The organism is Cupriavidus sp. IDO (genome assembly GCF_000812465.1).
In the GTDB taxonomy this organism is placed as follows: domain Bacteria; phylum Pseudomonadota; class Gammaproteobacteria; order Burkholderiales; family Burkholderiaceae; genus Cupriavidus.
This window is the reverse complement of the sequence record NZ_JWMA01000028.1, coordinates 38,346-54,266: the sequence shown is the minus strand read 5'-3', so window position 1 is coordinate 54,266 and position 15,921 is coordinate 38,346. Positions and strand designations below refer to the sequence as shown.

Below are 15,921 nucleotides of genomic sequence, written 5' to 3'. Positions count from 1 at the left end.
TCCGACATGGGTATGAGCGGTTTGGGCGCGGGCGTGCGGGAGGACCGCAGGCAGGTAACGCTGCTGCCTGAATGCCTCGATGATTTCATTGCCGAGGACAACCCATCAGGATAATCGACTCGCTCGTAGATGAGCTGAAGCTCACCGTGCATGGATTCGACGGCATAAAGCCTTCAGCCGGATCCAGACGCTGAATGCACAAATGAAAAGCCTGAAGCGGGCATTGCCTTCGAGTAGCTCGAACGGCTCCTACTTCGTGGCCATTTTAGTCATCTGGCAAACAACGCGTCAACGCCAGAGAAGGCCAATAAGACGACGCACACATACGGCGCGAATGACTGCTGTCTGGGTGTAAGCGACGCTAGATCGCCTGCACAGACAGGCGGGCCGAAGACCGCTTCTGGCCGGTCTCGGACCAATGCTCGTCCCGATACTTCGACCGTCCCTGATAGACCCAAAGTGGCCGGTGAATAACTCAGGAAGCGCCCATTCAAAGATCGAATGGGGTGTGGGCTAGTTTCACACGAACTTGCTTGGACAAAGTCTTGGCAGCGGGCGATTCCCGCACCGCGCCCCGCAGAAGTTCTTTATTGGATTCGGACAGCGGACCCTCGTGATCGATCTCGGCGCCTAAGTTCGTATGTCTCGAGGCGCTCGATGGCGACCTTTACGCTGAATCCTGTGAAGCTCAGGCCCGCCCTTTGTCCCACCATTTCAGGCGATGACCTTCTACTCTGCGGCAGGCTGCTCACGCATGCGACGGGCTTCGTCGCGCAGGAACTGCTGGTAATCGTCCAGATCGCCGTCGAAGGGCTCGACGCCGCCCTTGGTGACCAGCCAAAACTCGTCACATACGGCGCGCAGCAGGGCCCGGTCGTGACTGACCAGCATCACTGTGCCTTCGAATTCGTTGAGCGCCATGCCTAGCGCTTCGCGTGTGGCCAGGTCGAGGTGGTTGGTAGGCTCGTCGAGTAGCAGCAGGTTGGGGCGCTGCCACACGATCATGCACAACACGAGCCGCGCCTTTTCGCCGCCGCTCATCGTGCTAACCGCCTGATGGACCATGTCGCCACTGAAGTTGAAGGTGCCGAGGAAGGTGCGAAGCGATTGTTCGGTGCCACTCTGGCCGGGGGCGCGCATGTGCGCCGGCGTGTCCTTGGCAAGGCGGATCATGTGTTCCATCGGCGTGTCAAGCGGGCGCAGCACGTCGAGTTCCTGCTGTGCGAAGTAGCCGATATTCAGCCCTTTGCCTTCGCTGATTTCGCCGGCAATCGGCGCCAGCGCGTGCGCCACCGTCTTCACCAGCGTGGACTTGCCTTGGCCGTTGGCACCGAGAATGCCGATGCGCTGCCCGGCCAGCACGGAACGGTTGATGCCCCGCACGATGACCGTGGGCGGCGTGCTCGGCAGTGCGCCGGTTGGCGCCGGGTAGCCAAAGCTCGCGTCCAGCATCGACAACAGCGGGTTCGGGACGTTGAGCGGCTCCTTGAACTCGAAGTTGAACTCTGCGTCGGCAAGCACCGGTGCGATCTTCTCCATGCGTTCGAGCGCCTTGACCCGGCTCTGCGCCTGCTTCGCCTTCGAGGCCTTGGCCTTGAAACGGTCGATGAATTTCTGCAGGTGGGCGATCTTGTCCGCCTGCTTGGCCATCGCTGCCTGCTGCAATACGAGTTGCTCAGCGCGCATGTCTTCGAATTTGCTGTAGTTGCCGCCATAACGCACGAGCTTGGCGTTGTCGACGTGCATCGTCACCTGCGTCACCGCGTCGAGGAATTCGCGGTCGTGGCTGATCACTACCAGGGTTCCTTGATAGCGCTTGAGCCAGGCTTCCAGCCAGACCAGCGCGTCGAGGTCGAGGTGATTGGTCGGCTCGTCGAGCAGCAGCAGGTCGGATGGGCACATGAGCGCGCGCGCCAGTTGCAGTCGCATGCGCCAACCACCGGAGAAACTGTTGACCGGCTGGCTAAGCTGCGCAGCACTGAAGCCAAGGCCCAAGATCAGCGCTTGAGCACGTGCGGGGGCATCGTGTGCACCGGCGTCGTGCAGGGCCATGTAGGCGTGCGCCATGCGCATGCCGTCGTCGCTGGCCTCGGCGGCGGCTACTTCGACCTGCGCGGCCAACAGCACGGTGTCACCCTCGACTACGAAGTCGGTCGCGCTCTGCTCGGTCTCCGGCATCTCCTGCGCGACCTGGCCCATCTTCCACGCAGCGGGAATCGAGAACTCGCCACTGTCTTCGTGCAGCGTCCCGTTGAGAAGGCCGAAGAAGGACGACTTGCCGGCGCCATTGCGGCCGACAAGACCAATCTTTTCGCCGGGGTTGAAGGTGACGGACGCGCGGTCGAGTACGACATTGACGCCGCGACGCAGCGTGACATTACGGACGGAAATCATAGGGAGCCACTTCGGAGGGGATTGGCATGATAGCCGACCGGACGTGCAGGGCTGTCTCTTTTCTGGCCGCACGCGTGAAGAGCCGCTTGCGCTTTGCGGCGCCCACGGGCCACAAAGCAAGGAGCCCCTGGCGCACCGGGCGTTCCGGCTGCGGGGCCAGCGAACATAGCGGTGAATGATGGCTCCTGGCTGGGAAGCGACTTCCGTCAGCCGCAAAGCGGTCGGCTCTTGCCGGATGCCGCCGTCGCGTTTCCCATCCACTCGGACAAGGAACGGGGTGCCTCAGCGAGCGGCGTTCGGATGAAGGTGACGCAGCAACGCGGGAGGCGGGGATAAGGCACGATAACGGGGCCCTACGTCGATCATCCGGATCGAGGTGTCTACCGCGCCACCATCTCTGGATCTAGTCGCGATCTACACACGATGGGTGTAGGCGCCCCCACCCGATCTGGGCGCACCTACACTGGCGCGATCGGCTCAGTGCAAAAGAGTCTGCGCGCGCACGTATCCCTTTACGCGATGCAGAGGGGCTTGTATCATAACTTCTCATGAATTTTGAGAACTCTCACAGCTCATGAGAACTGACGAGAAAGTGTTGCCTGATCCCTGGCATTTTGGTCGCCCCGAGCTGGCGAACGCGTATCTGCATGCTTTTGACTTGAAACTATCCGCAGCCCGCGGACTGTTCGCTCGCCGTCGCATGGGCAAGACCGAGTTTCTGCGCCGTGATCTGATGCCGTCCGCCGTTGAGCATGGTTACCTCACAGCGTACACAAACCTTTGGGATAACCGTACCTCGCCTGAAACGGCCCTTGTGGCGGCACTTAGCGACGCACTCGAACCCAAGGGAGCCGCCGCAATGTTGTCCAGGCTTCGCGCACCGGTCAAAAAGATGAAAGCCAGCGCGAAGATTCCGGGTGGGTTCGAAGGCTCATTGGAAGCCGAACTAGAAAAAGCTGGCGTGGACAGGACTGCGGCGCTGCACGAAGTACTAAAGCAGCTTGATCGCACCAAAAAGCCACTGCTCCTCGTTATTGACGAAGCCCAGGTTCTGGCCGGCGCGGACCACAGCGATTTCGCTCACGCCCTGCGCGCGGCGCTCGATATCCGGAAGGATCGCGTCAAAGTTATTTTCGCCGGCAGTTCCGAGACGACCCTTCGCGCCATGTTTGCGAGAGCTTCGGAGCCGTTTTTCAACTGGGCCCCTCTCGAGCCGTTCCCCTTGCTTGGAGACGAGTTCGTTGCCTTCACAGTTAAGCTCCTGAACAGCATGGCGCGCCAGAAGCTAACGCTGGAGCAGGGTATGCGCGCGTTCGACGAACTGCATCGCACCCCGGAGTTCTTCAAGCGGTTTGTCGAAAGGTACATGCTCTATCAACCGCAGGGAGACGTCGCAGCGCTTGCCTACACAAAGGCTTCAGTGTTCTCAGACGAACACTCGCTCGCTCACTGGCGCAAGCTTAAGCCTGCCGACCGAGCGATTCTATATCTGCTGGCACGCGGTGAGTCTGACTTGCACTCCTGCGCCACACTGGAAAAGCTCGGTACCATGCTTGGCAAGCCCGCCACCCGGAACACCACGGCCCATGCACTACGCCGTTTGCTGGCCGATAACGTCGTGACCCGTCTGGCTATGGGCGACTACCGCATCGAAGATGAAGCATTTGCCGAGTGGATTCGCAAGCGTCAGGAGCCTGCGCCGGAGACCTGATTCCGGTGGGGCACGAAGGGGGCAGGGCCTAATGGGCTGAGGCTTAGACGCATACTTTTTTGCACACAACGCCCAACCCCGAAATTTTGCTCTAACGCTAATACCACAAAATCCGAGCGCACAGCGCACAAGACGCGCCTCCGCGGCTCGCCACACACTTGCCACTGGTCTGGTGGAGTGTCTAGATGAACCTAGGGCGAGTCGATCTCAACCTGCTGCGCGTGTTCGACGCGATCTTCGAGGACAGGAACCTGCTGCTCGCCGGCAAGCGGCTGCACGTGACGCAGTCCGCGGTCAGTCATGCGCTGGGCCGGTTGCGCGACCTGCTAGGCGACGACCTGTTCGTGCGCACAGCCCGGGGCATGGAGCCGACAGCACGCGCGATGAGCATGGCGGAGCCGCTGCGCAGCGCACTGCGGCAGATCGAGGCCGCGCTCGGGATCGAGCCGTTTGTGCCCGATGCCGCGAGGCGCGAGTTTGTCGTCGCTGCCAATGACTACATCACCTGGCTGTTGCTGGCACCGCTGAGCGAGCGCCTGGCGGCGCTGGCACCGCATGTGAATGTCAGCATCCGCCCATCCACGCGGCTGGACCTTGCCGGCCAGATCGACCTTGGCAGGATCGACATTGCCGTGGGGATCTTTGCCGACGTCCCGGGCCGGTTCCACGCGACGACACTGTGGGAGCAGGCTGACGTGCTGCTCATGCGGCAGGCACACCCAGTCGCGCATCGCACCGTGACGCGGGAAGACCTGCGCACATACCCGCTGTTGACGGTATCCACCGGTGGCCAGGAAGAGGGGGCGGTCAGCGGCTTCATTACCGAGCGCGGGCTCGCTCGTCAGTCGGAGATGTTCAGCCGGCAGTCACTGGAGGAGGCGTTTCCCGATATGGATGCCGGGCCGCGATTGAGGATATCGGTCGCGCACTCGCTGGCGATTCCCGCATTGCTGCGCAACAGCGACATGCTGGCGCTGGTGCCCGGGCCGCTGGCCCGGGCGTTCGTCAGCCAGGGCGGTTGGGTCTGCCGCGCCACACCGTATGCGGCCTCTGTTGCCGCGGTCCGTGCGATCTGGCATGCCCGCAATGCACACGATCCCGCGCTGCAATGGCTGCGTGGCGAACTTGCGGGCATTGCGGCATCACTGGGCGTCGGGGGCCTTGATGTTGTAGGCGATGCGGCCGGCGGGCAGGAAAAATAGTGCGATGACGGCGCCGCCCTTGGCTTCCGGGTAGTGGTGACTGCCGGGTTCCGGCGCGGTCCACCCCCCGTAGCACCATCCGTTCGGGCCGGCCAGCGCCGCGCCTTCGTCAAGCGCTACCACCATGTTGAACTCGCCATACGGATGGCTGTGGTAGTCGCCGCGGAACGAGTCTTCGGGATTGCGCTGCGTATTGCCGGTGCTGTCCATGTACACCGCGGTGATGCTGAACCAGTTAGTCTGCTCGCAAGGGGCGAGCAGGCGCGCGCGCCGATAGCGGCGGCCCGCGATCTCGGTATCTGCCGCCCAGCCTTCCTTCACGCCGGCAGTGATCATGCGCGCGAGGTCCTGGTAGAGGTCGCTGTGCACGCCGTACTTGTCATTGAGCCAGCGCTCGACTTCGGTGCCGGGCGTCATGTCCCTGACTTCTTGCAGGAAGGGCAGGCAACGTGCGATCAGGGCGTCCTTGTTGTCGACCGGAAGAGCGTTCTTCATTGGATATCCTCACTTCAGTGTGTGTGCGAATAACGATGCCACACGCCCTGCGGCTGCGGAAGCGATGATGCTTCAAGCTCAAATTGAACGTCGTGCAAGACGGCGCCGGCCGCGGTAGCGGCTCAGGAACGATCCCGCCGAAAGCGCGCCGGCGTGGTACCGGCAAGCCGGCGGAAACAGGTCGTCATGTGAGCTTGGTCGGCAAAGCCGCAGTCGTGCGCAATGCTGACCAGCGGCGTGTTGCCCTTCAGCAGCAGCGATTGCGCGTGCTTGACGCGCCGCTGCATGATGAAGCGCAGCGGCGCTTCGCCGGTCGAGGCGCGGAAGGCACGCATGAAATGCGGCAGGCTCAGTGCGGCCATGGTTGCAAGGTCGACCAGTGCGATCTCGGTGCCGAGATTGGCTTCGATGTAGTCGAAAACGCGGCGTAAGCGGTAGGGGGCCAGGCCACCCTTGTTGGCCGCGCGCGTCTGTGACTGCCGCCAGCGGACGATCTCGACGGCCAGCAGGCCGACCAGGCTCTCGCAGTACAGGCGCCGGCCCGTCCCCGGGGCGACGCATTCCTGCGCCAGCTTGTCCGCGATGTCCCACATCGCGCGATGCTCGAACATCAGCCGCGTGCCCAATGTGGCGTGGATCTGCTCGCTGTCGGACGCGTCGCGCATCAACTCGTCAGGGAAATGCACCACGGCACAGCGGAACTGCTCGATGCGTTCGGTGTGGCCATAGGCCTCGGCGCTGCCGGCGATCAGGCTGAGGTGGTCGTTGCCGTGGTAGGCATTGTCGAGCGGCTTCCACGGTTGCAGGCGCGCATCGATATGGCCGCCGGCTTCGCGCAGCGCTGCGCGCAACGACAGCCTGTCTGAGCCGATCGGGCGCGCGATGTCTTCCAGCGGGCCGAATTCCAGCACCTCGATCTCGGTACCGGCCCAGGAGGCGGTGACGCGGCTGCGGCAGGGGGTGTTGGCGACGCGGAGCATGGCGGGGTCCTCAATCGAGGCCGGATGCCAGCGGTTCGGCTGGTTTGTCCGGAGGTCGGGATACACTGCATTGTATGCAGCAAATCAGATGCAGCATACAGATATAAGTACTGACCCTCCATACTGGAGTGCTCTTTGCCTCGCAAAATCCACACTATCTGCGAATTCCCGGGATATTTATGCGTTTTAGAGCTCTCCAATTTGTTCACTCGCTACGTCTACAAAGTAGATTGTGCGGAACTGTATGCAGTTAGCGCTCCACGGGAAAAATCTCCGATCGCCTCATTCAATATTTGCCGGACACGCCTGCCTATCCTGAACTCGCTTCCACAAAAGGAGCGAAAAGCCTGTCGACCGGCCCATTCGGAGCCGGAAAGGCCAGAGAAGAGGGGTGAGAAGTGAAGGAAGATAAAGCGCCGATGACGGCCCGCGACGCGATCGAAGGACGCGTCGCCGTCCGTCGCTTCATGCCAGGGCAGGTTCCGCTGGACGTGGTCCGCGACATCCTGCGAACTGCCAGCCATGCGCCCAGTGGCGCCAACTTGCAGCCGTGGCGCGTCTATGTCGTGGCCGGTGCCGCCAAGGCGGCCCTTTGCGCGCAAGTCGAGACGGCGCACCGCCATCACGCCGAGGCGCACGCGGAGGAGTACCCCTATTACCCCGACGCTGGCCTGGAGCCGTATGCCTCGCGCAAGCGGCAGTTCGGGCAGGTCTTCTACGGGGCCCTCGGCATCCAACCTGACGATGTACAAGGGCGGGCCCGGCAGACAGCGCGCAATTTCCGCTTCTTCGACGCGCCGGTGGGCATGGTCTTCACCATCGACCGCAGGCTCGCGCAGGGAAGCTGGCTCGACTATGGGATGTTCCTGCAGAACGTCATGCTGGCGGCCCGGGCCTGCGGGCTAGATACCTGCCCGCAGGTTTCCATTGCGCGCTTCCACAAGGTGCTGCGGTGCTGCCTCGCCATTCCCGACGATGAGCTCGTGCTGTGCGGCATGTCGCTGGGCTACGCCGATACCAGTGCTCCCGAACTGGCGATACGCCAGTCCCGGCTGCCAGTGGATGCCTTCGCCTCATTCCAGGGATTCGACGCGGCGGCTGCATAGCTTGTCGAAGCCGCACGCCGGGCGCGTATGTCCGGACTTCCATGCATCAATCAGGGACGTGGCCGTGTCCACAACCTTCCATGACGCTTTAGCAGGAGACACCCCCATCATGATGTCCAGAGAACAGAACGAACTGATGACGCGCGTCGGCGCGGATACCCCCGGCGGCCGCCTGTTGCGGCAGTACTGGCAGCCGGTGGCGCTGGTCGATGAGTTCGAGGGAGAGCGCCCGGTGCGCCCAGTTCGCCTGATGGGCCAGGACTTTGTCGTGTTCCGCGATGAGCACGGCCAGTACGGCATGCTCGACCGCGACTGCCCGCACCGCGGCGCGGACCTGAGCTTCGGGCGCCTGGAAGACGGCGGCCTGCGCTGCCCGTTCCACGGCTGGCTGTTCGCTCGCAACGGCACGTGTCTGGAAACGCCAGCGGAACCCGCCGGCAGCAAGCTGTGCCAGCGCGTCCGCCAGATCGCCTACCCGATCGTCGAGCGCAGCGGCGTGCTGTTCGCCTTTATCGGTGAAGGCGAGCCGCCGGCATTCCCGGCCTTCGACTGCTTCATTGCCCCGGACCCGTACACGTTCGCGTTCAAGGGGCTGCTTGAGTGCAACTGGCTGCAGGCGCTCGAGGTCGGCATCGATCCCGCGCACGCGTCCTTCCTGCACCGCTTCTTCGAGGACGACGACGTCTCGGAAAGCTACGGCAAGCAATTCCGCGGCGCCTCGGCCGATTCGGCGATGCCGATCACGCAGGTGCTGCGCGAGTACGACTGCCCGGACATCAGCATCGCGCCGACCGACTATGGCATGCGCCTGACCGCGCTGCGCGAACTCGGCGACGGCCACCGGCATGTGCGCGTGACCAACGTGGTGTTCCCACAGGCCTTCATTATCCCAATGAGCGCGGAGATGACGATCGCGCAATGGCATGTGCCCATCGACGACACCAGCTGCTACTGGTACGCCATCTTCACCAGCTTCACCGCGCCGGTCGACAAGCAGCAGATGCGCGAACAGCGCCTGGCGCTGTACGAACTGCCGGACTACCGGCCGCGTCAGAACAAGCGCAATCACTATGACTTCAACCCCTACGAGCAGCGCACGCAGACCTACACGGGCATGGGCCACGACATCAACGTCCATGACCAGTGGGCAGTCGAATCGCAGGGCCCGATCCAGGACCGCACTCGCGAGCACCTGGGCACAACCGACAAGGGAATCATCGCCTACCGCAAGCAGCTGGTCGCGGCAATCGATGCCCACCAGCGGGGCGAAAAGGCGCTGATGATGGTCGACGCCGCCGAGGCGGCAACGCTGACCGGGCCGGCATCGATCGATGGCGTCAGCGTGAACCAGCCGGCTGACGAGTACTGGATCGGGGCCGATGCCAGGCGTAGGACCGAATCGGAATGGGCCTCGCGCGGCTGAGTGGCGGCGACAGGACCGACGCATCGAGATTAACCAACCGAGGCGGCTGCACCGCGTTGCTCGATGCGGTGGGCCGGACCCATATGGCATTTGTAGAACAATTCGGCCTCTGGACCGATTCCCATGGCCGTGCCGCGGCAGACGTCGCGCAGCGGCTGGCCGCGGGGGACATCGAAGTCGTGCGTTTTTCCTTCCCGGACCAGCATGGCGTGCTGCGAGGCAAGACGCTGGTCGCATCGGAAGCGATCAAGGCGTTACGGGGCGGCGTGAACGTGACTACCACGCTGTTCGCCAAGGACACATCGCACCGCACGGTCTTTCCCGTGTTCAGCGCGGGCGGCGGCTTCGACATGCCCGGCATGCAGGGCGGGGCGGATGTGACGCTCATTCCCGATCCGTCGACCTTCCGGGTGCTGCCCTGGTCGCCGAAGGCCGGGTGGATCCTGTGCGACCCGTATTTCCAGGATGGCCGGCCCGTGCCGTTCGCCACGCGCCGTATCCTGCGCAACGCGGAGGAGCAACTGGCGGCGGCCGGCTACCAGCTTGTCACCGGATTGGAAGTCGAGTTCCATGTGTTCCGCCTGGTGCGCGAGCACATGACCCCGGACGATGCCGGCCAGCCCGGCGAGCCGCCTGAAGTTGAGCTGTTGTCGCACGGCTACCAGTTCCTGACCGAGCTGCGCTATGACGCCACCGAGACCGTGATCGAGCTGATCCGCGAGAACGTGCAGCAGCTTGGCCTGCCGGTGCGTTCGCTGGAGATCGAGTTCGGCCCCAGCCAGTTCGAATTCACCTTTGCGCCCGCGACGCCGGTCGCCACGGCCGATGCGATGGTGCTGTTCCGCAGTGCCGTCAAGCAGGTATGCAAGCGGCATGGCTACCATGCGACCTTCATGTGCCGCCCCAAAATCCGCAATGTCGTGTCGAGCGGCTGGCACCTGCACCAGTCGCTGACGCGGCTGGGCGACGGCGGGAACGCAATGATGCCCGACGCCGTCGGCCAGGACCTGTCCGAGGTCGGGCGCCATTACCTGGCCGGCCTGCTGCAACATGCCTGCGCGGCGACAGCTTTCGCCACGCCGACCATCAATGGCTACAAGCGCTTCCGCGCGTATTCGTTGGCGCCGGACCGCGCGATCTGGGCGCGCGACAACCGCGGCGCCATGCTGCGCGTGCTGGGCGGGCCGGGCGATGTGGCCACACGGATTGAAAACCGCGTCGGCGAGCCCGCTGCCAATCCCTATCTCTATCTCGCGTCGCAGGTGATCGCCGGGCTCGACGGCATCCAGCGCCGCCTTGACCCGGGCCCGTCGGCGGATTCGCCTTACGAAACCCCGGCGCCGCAGTTGCCGCGGACGCTCGAGGAAGCGTTGGCTTGCCTGCAGGCAGACGATGCCCTGCGCGAGGGCATGGGCAGTGCGTTCGTCGATTACTTCTGCCACATCAAGCAGGCAGAGATAGCGCGATTCAACCTCGAGGTCAGCGACTGGGAGCAGCGCGAGTACTTCGATACGTTCTGATCAAACCGCAGTGAGGATGTCATGCCGACAATTATCTATGTCCTGAAAGATGGCAGCCGCAAAGACGTGGCTTCAGCGAGCGGAAAGACGCTGATGGAAGTTGCGATCGCCAACAATGTGCGCGGAATCGACGCCGAGTGCGGCGGTTGCTGTTCCTGCGCGACCTGCCATGTGTATATCGATGCGCCCTGGGCGGAGCTGCTGCCCGCGCCCGACGACATGGAGCATGAACTGCTGGACGGCGTGGCCGCCGAACGCCGGCCGGCCAGCCGGCTGAGCTGCCAGATCGTCGTCAACGACGCGCTCGACGGCCTGGTCGTGCATGTCCCGGAAACGCAGGGGTAGACCATGGCCGGACTCGTCATCATCGGCGCCTCATACGCGGGCACCCAGCTCGCGCTGGCCGCGCGCGCGAACGGCTTCGCCGGCAGTATCACCATGATTGGCGCCGAGCCGCACGCTCCTTACCAGCGGCCGCCGCTGTCCAAGGGCTTCCTCTGCGATGCGGTGGACGCCTCAAGCCTGCCGCTGCAGTCGCCGGAGCGATTCCTCGAAGAGCGCATCGCGCTGCGCACGGGCGTTACGGCCAGCGGCATCGACCGGCAGGCGCAGGTCGTTTCCCTGTCCGACGGCAGCCGGCTGCACTACGACGCGCTGGCCCTGACCACCGGCGCGCGCTGCCGGCCGCTGCCATGCGCCGGTGCGCAGCTGCGCCACGTGTATTACCTGCGCGATCTTGCCGATGCCTACGAGATCAAGGCGCGCGCGCGTCAGGCAAGGCACGCGGTGGTCGTCGGCGGCGGCTTTATCGGCCTGGAGGTGGCGGCATCGTTGCGCACGCTCGGTCTCGACGTGACGGTGATTGAACTGCAGGAACGCCTGCTGCAGCGTGCCGTGCCGCCGCTGATCTCGACCTTCCTGCAGCAGGCCCATGAAGAGGAGGGCGTACGCTTCCGGCTGGCGACCTGCATCCGCCAGCTCCGAGGCAACGATGTCGTCACCGGAGTGGAGCTGGAGACCGGTGAGATCCTGCCAACAGACATGGTCGTCGCTGGCCTGGGCGTGATGCCGAACGTGGAGTTGGCCGAGGCTTGCAGCCTGACGGTGGACAACGGCATCGTGGTCGACCGGTTCGCGCGCACCAGCGACCCGGCCATCGTCGCAGCGGGTGATTGCGCGGCTTATCCCAATCCTTGGGCGCCGGGCAGTACGCTGGGTGGCCGGTGCGTGCGTGTCGAATCGATCCAGAGCGCGAACGACCTGGCCAAGGTCGCCGGCGCCACCGTCGCGGGCCGGCTCTCGCCCTATGAAGCGGTGCCATGGTTCTGGTCCGACCAGTACGGCTACAAGCTGCAGATGACGGGATTTTCCGCGGGCCACGACCAGGCGGTGGTGCGCGGCAATGTGGCCGCGGGGCGCTTCACGGCGCTTTACCTGAAGGACGGCACGGTTGTCGGCGCCCATTCGGTCAATCGCCCGCAGGACCACATGGCGGCGCGGCGCCTGGTGGCCGCAAGGGTGCGTCCGGATCCCGCCGTGCTGGCGGACGAAGCGGTGGCGCTGAAGTCGCTGCTGTCGGCGTAGGGGCGGGCTGGTCTGGTGTACCATCTCGCAAGCTGCATGCAGCTTGGCCGATCTCGTATGCAATGCGGCCGTGGCCACCATCTCAAGAGGGTGCAATGGAATCCCACCAGACACGTGTCCTGGTTCAACTGCGTGACCTGATCCTGAAGGGCGAATTCGAGCCGGGCGCGCGTCTGGCCGAGATCCCGCTGGCCGAAAAGCTCGGCGTCTCCCGCACGCCGGTCCGGCTGGCGCTTGCCTCGCTGGAACAGGAAGGCCTGATCGAGCCTTCGCCCAGCAGCGGCTACATGATGCGCCGCTTCACCCCGCGCGAGATCCAGGATGCGATCGCGGTACGGGGGCACCTGGAGGGCATGGCTGCGCGGCTGGTCGCCGAGCACGGGCTGTCGCGGCAACTGTCGCTGGACCTGCAGGATTGCCTGCGCGAGGGCGACCGGGTCCTGACCAAGGCGCAGCTCGACTATGACGACTATGTCGCGTACAGCAATATGAACGACCGCTTCCACGCGCTGATCGTTGAGGGCAGCGGCAACAGCGCGCTGGCACGCGCCATCGAACTGAACAACCGGCTGCCGTTTGCCGCGGCCAGCGCCATGCTGCCGATGCAGTCCGCGGTCCAGGAAGGCCAGCAATGGCTCGTCTACGCGCATCGGCAGCACCACAGCCTGTTCGATGCCATGAATCGTGGCGAAGGCACGCGCGCCCAGGCTCTGGCGACCGAGCACGTCAATGTTGCCCGCCTGAATCTCGAAACCGCGCTAGACCGCCCCGAGCAAGCCTCGCAGGTCATGCCTGCGATGCGGCTGTTCGTGACGGCGGCCTAGCGTCGGGCTCCCAGACCCTCTTCACCTGTAAGTTTGCAGTCAGGCCGCGGTGAAGGCCGCGGCCTCAGATTGCTGACAACCTTCACACGCTGCCGGTTTGCTCCCCTTTCCCCACTGCGCGGGAGGGGAGCGATCACCGGGGATGGCGGCTTAGGTCCAGCGCGCTGGTCGACGAACGCCTTACTACTGCGCCGGCCGGAGGCTACTCCAATGGTTTGTCAGCACCCTGAGGCCGCGGTCAATGCCACGGCCCTGTTGATGGCGGCGTTCATGCCTGGCACGCACCTCGGCGTCATGTCCCGCGCAGGGGTCCACGCGCGAATTCAACGCGTGATACGCGCGCAAAATCGGGACTCGCCGCATGCAAGTCAATCCATGTCCCGCTCGATAGACTGAATCCGGCCTGTGAAACTCGCAGCGGAGCCCTGCCCTGGCAACCCCGCGCCATCCATCGCCGGCCAGCGAAAGTCGACAGCAATCCTGCGGGCACGCCCCGCACGCGATGCATGTCGATATCAGTCGAAAACAGAGGGGCACGCAGCCGGGCTGCCACACGCCTCCAAACCGGAGACAACGCTCATGACGAGCTACTCATTCCCCGCCGGCGCGACCTCGTTGTCGCTACCTGGCTCGCGCGCCGCGAGCGCCACTGAAGTCGACGTCGAGGCCTTCATCGATTCGCATAAATTCTCTGGCTTCCAGTGGACCATCCTGGTCCTGTGCTTCCTGATTCTCGCCGCTGACGGCTTCGACACGGCCGCGATCGGCTTTATCGCGCCCGCGCTGGTCAAGCAATGGGGCGTCAGCAAGGCCGACCTGGGCCCGGTCATGAGCGCCGCCCTGTTCGGGCTTGCCGCCGGCGCACTGCTGGCCGGCCCGCTGGCGGACAGGGTAGGGCGCAGGATCGTGCTGGTTGTCTCGATCGTGTGGTTCGGCGGCTGGAGCCTGGCATCGGCGTTCGCTGGCTCGATCGAGGCGCTGACGGTGATGCGCTTCCTGACCGGCGTGGGCCTGGGTGCCGCGATGCCCAACGCGGTCACGCTGATGTCGGAGTATTCGCCCGCCACGCGGCGCGGACTGGCCGTCAACACGATGTTCTGCGGATTCACGCTGGGCGCATCTGCGGGCGGCTTCGTCGCAGCGTGGCTGATCCCGGCGTACGGCTGGAAGTCCGTGCTGCTGGTCGGCGGCATTGCCCCGCTGCTGCTGGCCGTCGCCCTCGTCGCGATGCTTCCCGAGTCGGTGCGTTTCATGGTGACGCGGGGATCCGAAGGCGCCCGCATCGCCAGGGTCCTGGCGCGTATCGCGCCGGGACGGCTGACCGGCACTGAGATCTTCGTCGTCAGGGAACAGGCGGAAACCACGCAATGCTCGCCGCTGGGCCAGGTCCTTTCGCAAAAGTTCGCGCTGGCTTCGGTGATGCTATGGGTCACCTACTTCATGGGCCTGCTGGTCTTCTACCTGCTGACCAGCTGGCTGCCGACCCTGATCACGGACACCGGCGTCCCGATCCGTAGCGCTGCGGTGATCACCGCGCTGTTCCCCCTCGGCGGCTGCCTCGGCACCGTGGCGGCAGGATGGCTGATGGACCGGGCCAGCCCATATCGTGTGGTTGCGCGGGCTTACGCGGTGGCAGGGCTGCTGATCTTCGCGGTGGGCTACGGGGCCGGCCACCTGGTCCTGCTGGGCGCCCTGATCTTTGGCGCCGGCATCTGCATGAACGGGGCGCAGTCCTCCATGCCGACGCTGGCCGCAGCGCACTATCCGACCAACTGCCGCGCCACCGGCGTGTCCTGGATGCTCGGCATGGGCCGCTTCGGTGGCATCAGCGGGGCGCTGCTCGGGGCCCAGCTTGTCGGGCTGGGGTGGAGCTTCATGACGATTTTCGGGCTGCTGGCGGTGCCGGCCTTCGGCGCGTCGCTGGCGCTGCTTGCGGCGCGCGTAAAGACTGGCAACGCCCACAATGCGCCGGGCACCGTCGGCGCGGAGGTCTGAGCCGAGCCGAGCCAGCGCAGGCCACCGCGTCGGCGGGCGGGCAGACGCCCGCTATCGCACGGGATTCGATTCACCCATCCACAAGAAAAAGGAAAACGTGATCATCCATGTGGCATCCATGTGGCGCCAGGCATCTCGTTCAGCAGCCTGAGCGCCGCGGTTTCCCCTTATCCCGAAGGAGTTTGCCAATACTGTCGGCTACAACAACTGGGCGGACTATTACCAAGTCATCGTCATCTATTCCGCGCTCGAACCGGTAGCGCTCCCTCTAGTGAAGAGGTGTGCGCAATGCCTCCGGCCTTTTCCATTGCCGACTCAAGCTGGGTGAAGCCGAATCTCAACGGGAGTTGGAATTGGTGGGGCTATTTGGACAATGAGCGACCCCAGGCCGGACGTTGCCTGACCAAGAAGGCGCCGCAAATCCGGATGACTGAAAGCATCATTGACGAAGTCACACGTTCGAGCCGAGCGATGGCCGCCACGTTCGGTGTCTTCCTGCTGGTAATCAGCCTGTTGGAGTGGGGTGCGAGATATGAAGCGCAAGCCGAGGTGCTCCACCGCAATGCCGAAGGCTTGACCGCGTTCCAGTGGAAAGTGGCACAATGCCTCCCGCAGATGGATACGTGAAGGGGGTCAGAAAGAACATGAGGCCGGCGAGTCGGGACGCTGCGATAAGGCACGATAACG

13 protein-coding genes are annotated in these 15,921 nt (G+C 64.3%); 10 read left to right on the top strand and 3 right to left on the bottom strand.

The genetic code is table 11. The features are described 5' to 3' along the window. Positions 1–729: 729 nt before the first annotated feature. A complete protein-coding gene (locus tag RM96_RS09380) occupies positions 730–2,394 on the bottom strand; it encodes an ABC-F family ATP-binding cassette domain-containing protein (protein ID WP_039010035.1) in 1,665 nt (554 codons plus the stop codon). A 574-nt stretch (positions 2,395–2,968) separates the two neighbouring features. On the opposite strand from RM96_RS09380, the gene RM96_RS09375 reads away from it, so the two are divergent. Both RM96_RS09375 and RM96_RS09370 read left to right on the top strand, forming a co-directional pair. Next, positions 2,969–4,105, top strand: coding sequence for a hypothetical protein (locus RM96_RS09375; RefSeq protein WP_039010033.1), 1,137 nt, complete (start codon positions 2,969–2,971; stop codon positions 4,103–4,105). Positions 4,106–4,290: 185 nt separating this feature from the next. After that, positions 4,291–5,307, top strand: coding sequence for a LysR substrate-binding domain-containing protein (locus tag RM96_RS09370; RefSeq protein ID WP_052279425.1), 1,017 nt, complete (start codon positions 4,291–4,293; stop codon positions 5,305–5,307). On the opposite strand, the gene RM96_RS09365 is transcribed toward RM96_RS09370, so the two are convergent. After that, positions 5,248–5,802 (bottom strand): 4-hydroxylaminobenzoate lyase, encoded by a 555-nt coding sequence (locus RM96_RS09365; RefSeq protein WP_039010031.1) that lies wholly within the window; start codon positions 5,800–5,802, stop codon positions 5,248–5,250. The genes RM96_RS09370 and RM96_RS09365 overlap by 60 nt on opposite strands. A gap of 122 nt (positions 5,803–5,924) precedes the next feature. Then, positions 5,925–6,782, bottom strand: coding sequence for an AraC family transcriptional regulator (locus RM96_RS36270; RefSeq protein ID WP_052279424.1), 858 nt, complete (start codon positions 6,780–6,782; stop codon positions 5,925–5,927). Positions 6,783–7,180: 398 nt separating this feature from the next. Here RM96_RS36270 and RM96_RS09355 point away from each other — a divergent pair, with 398 nt between their 5' ends. The 8 genes from RM96_RS09355 (at position 7,181) to RM96_RS38545 (ending at position 15,861) form a co-directional block, all read left to right on the top strand. Continuing rightward, on the top strand, positions 7,181–7,888 hold the full coding sequence (locus RM96_RS09355) for a nitroreductase (RefSeq protein ID WP_039010029.1): 708 nt from the start codon (positions 7,181–7,183) through the stop codon (positions 7,886–7,888). A 109-nt stretch (positions 7,889–7,997) separates the two neighbouring features. Next, the gene (locus RM96_RS09350) at positions 7,998–9,311 is read left to right on the top strand and encodes an aromatic ring-hydroxylating dioxygenase subunit alpha (RefSeq protein WP_039010027.1); all 1,314 of its coding nucleotides are present in this window, start codon (positions 7,998–8,000) and stop codon (positions 9,309–9,311) included. 83 nt (positions 9,312–9,394) lie between these two features. Further along, the gene (locus RM96_RS09345) at positions 9,395–10,831 is read left to right on the top strand and encodes a glutamine synthetase family protein (RefSeq protein WP_039010082.1); all 1,437 of its coding nucleotides are present in this window, start codon (positions 9,395–9,397) and stop codon (positions 10,829–10,831) included. A gap of 21 nt (positions 10,832–10,852) precedes the next feature. Then, positions 10,853–11,176 (top strand): 2Fe-2S iron-sulfur cluster-binding protein, encoded by a 324-nt coding sequence (locus RM96_RS09340; RefSeq protein WP_039010026.1) that lies wholly within the window; start codon positions 10,853–10,855, stop codon positions 11,174–11,176. 3 nt (positions 11,177–11,179) lie between these two features. Continuing rightward, positions 11,180–12,415 carry an NAD(P)/FAD-dependent oxidoreductase gene (locus tag RM96_RS09335; RefSeq protein WP_039010023.1) on the top strand — a complete coding sequence of 412 codons (1,236 nt, stop codon included), beginning with the start codon at positions 11,180–11,182 and terminating at the stop codon, positions 12,413–12,415. 95 nt (positions 12,416–12,510) lie between these two features. Continuing rightward, entirely contained in the window at positions 12,511–13,239 is a 729-nt protein-coding gene (locus RM96_RS09330; RefSeq protein ID WP_039010021.1) for a GntR family transcriptional regulator, read from the top strand. Between the two features lie 579 nt (positions 13,240–13,818). After that, a complete protein-coding gene (locus tag RM96_RS09325) occupies positions 13,819–15,234 on the top strand; it encodes an MFS transporter (protein WP_063925976.1) in 1,416 nt (471 codons plus the stop codon). A 288-nt stretch (positions 15,235–15,522) separates the two neighbouring features. Beyond that, a complete protein-coding gene (locus RM96_RS38545) occupies positions 15,523–15,861 on the top strand; it encodes a hypothetical protein (RefSeq protein ID WP_152624079.1) in 339 nt (112 codons plus the stop codon). Positions 15,862–15,921: the final 60 nt, after the last annotated feature.

Bases quoted from the DNA above. Each gene is read 5' to 3' on its own strand.
- RM96_RS09340 (WP_039010026.1), top strand. From the start codon at position 10,853: ATGCCGACAATTATCTATGTCCTGAAAGATGGCAGCCGCAAAGACGTG.
- RM96_RS36270 (WP_052279424.1), bottom strand. From the start codon at position 6,782: ATGCTCCGCGTCGCCAACACCCCCTGCCGCAGCCGCGTCACCGCCTCC.
- RM96_RS09330 (WP_039010021.1), top strand. From the start codon at position 12,511: ATGGAATCCCACCAGACACGTGTCCTGGTTCAACTGCGTGACCTGATC.
- RM96_RS09375 (WP_039010033.1), top strand. From the start codon at position 2,969: ATGAGAACTGACGAGAAAGTGTTGCCTGATCCCTGGCATTTTGGTCGC.
- RM96_RS09335 (WP_039010023.1), top strand. From the start codon at position 11,180: ATGGCCGGACTCGTCATCATCGGCGCCTCATACGCGGGCACCCAGCTC.
- RM96_RS09370 (WP_052279425.1), top strand. From the start codon at position 4,291: ATGAACCTAGGGCGAGTCGATCTCAACCTGCTGCGCGTGTTCGACGCG.
- RM96_RS09345 (WP_039010082.1), top strand. From the start codon at position 9,395: ATGGCATTTGTAGAACAATTCGGCCTCTGGACCGATTCCCATGGCCGT.
- RM96_RS09350 (WP_039010027.1), top strand. From the start codon at position 7,998: ATGATGTCCAGAGAACAGAACGAACTGATGACGCGCGTCGGCGCGGAT.
- RM96_RS09325 (WP_063925976.1), top strand. From the start codon at position 13,819: ATGACGAGCTACTCATTCCCCGCCGGCGCGACCTCGTTGTCGCTACCT.
- RM96_RS09380 (WP_039010035.1), bottom strand. From the start codon at position 2,394: ATGATTTCCGTCCGTAATGTCACGCTGCGTCGCGGCGTCAATGTCGTA.
- RM96_RS38545 (WP_152624079.1), top strand. From the start codon at position 15,523: ATGCCTCCGGCCTTTTCCATTGCCGACTCAAGCTGGGTGAAGCCGAAT.
- RM96_RS09365 (WP_039010031.1), bottom strand. From the start codon at position 5,802: ATGAAGAACGCTCTTCCGGTCGACAACAAGGACGCCCTGATCGCACGT.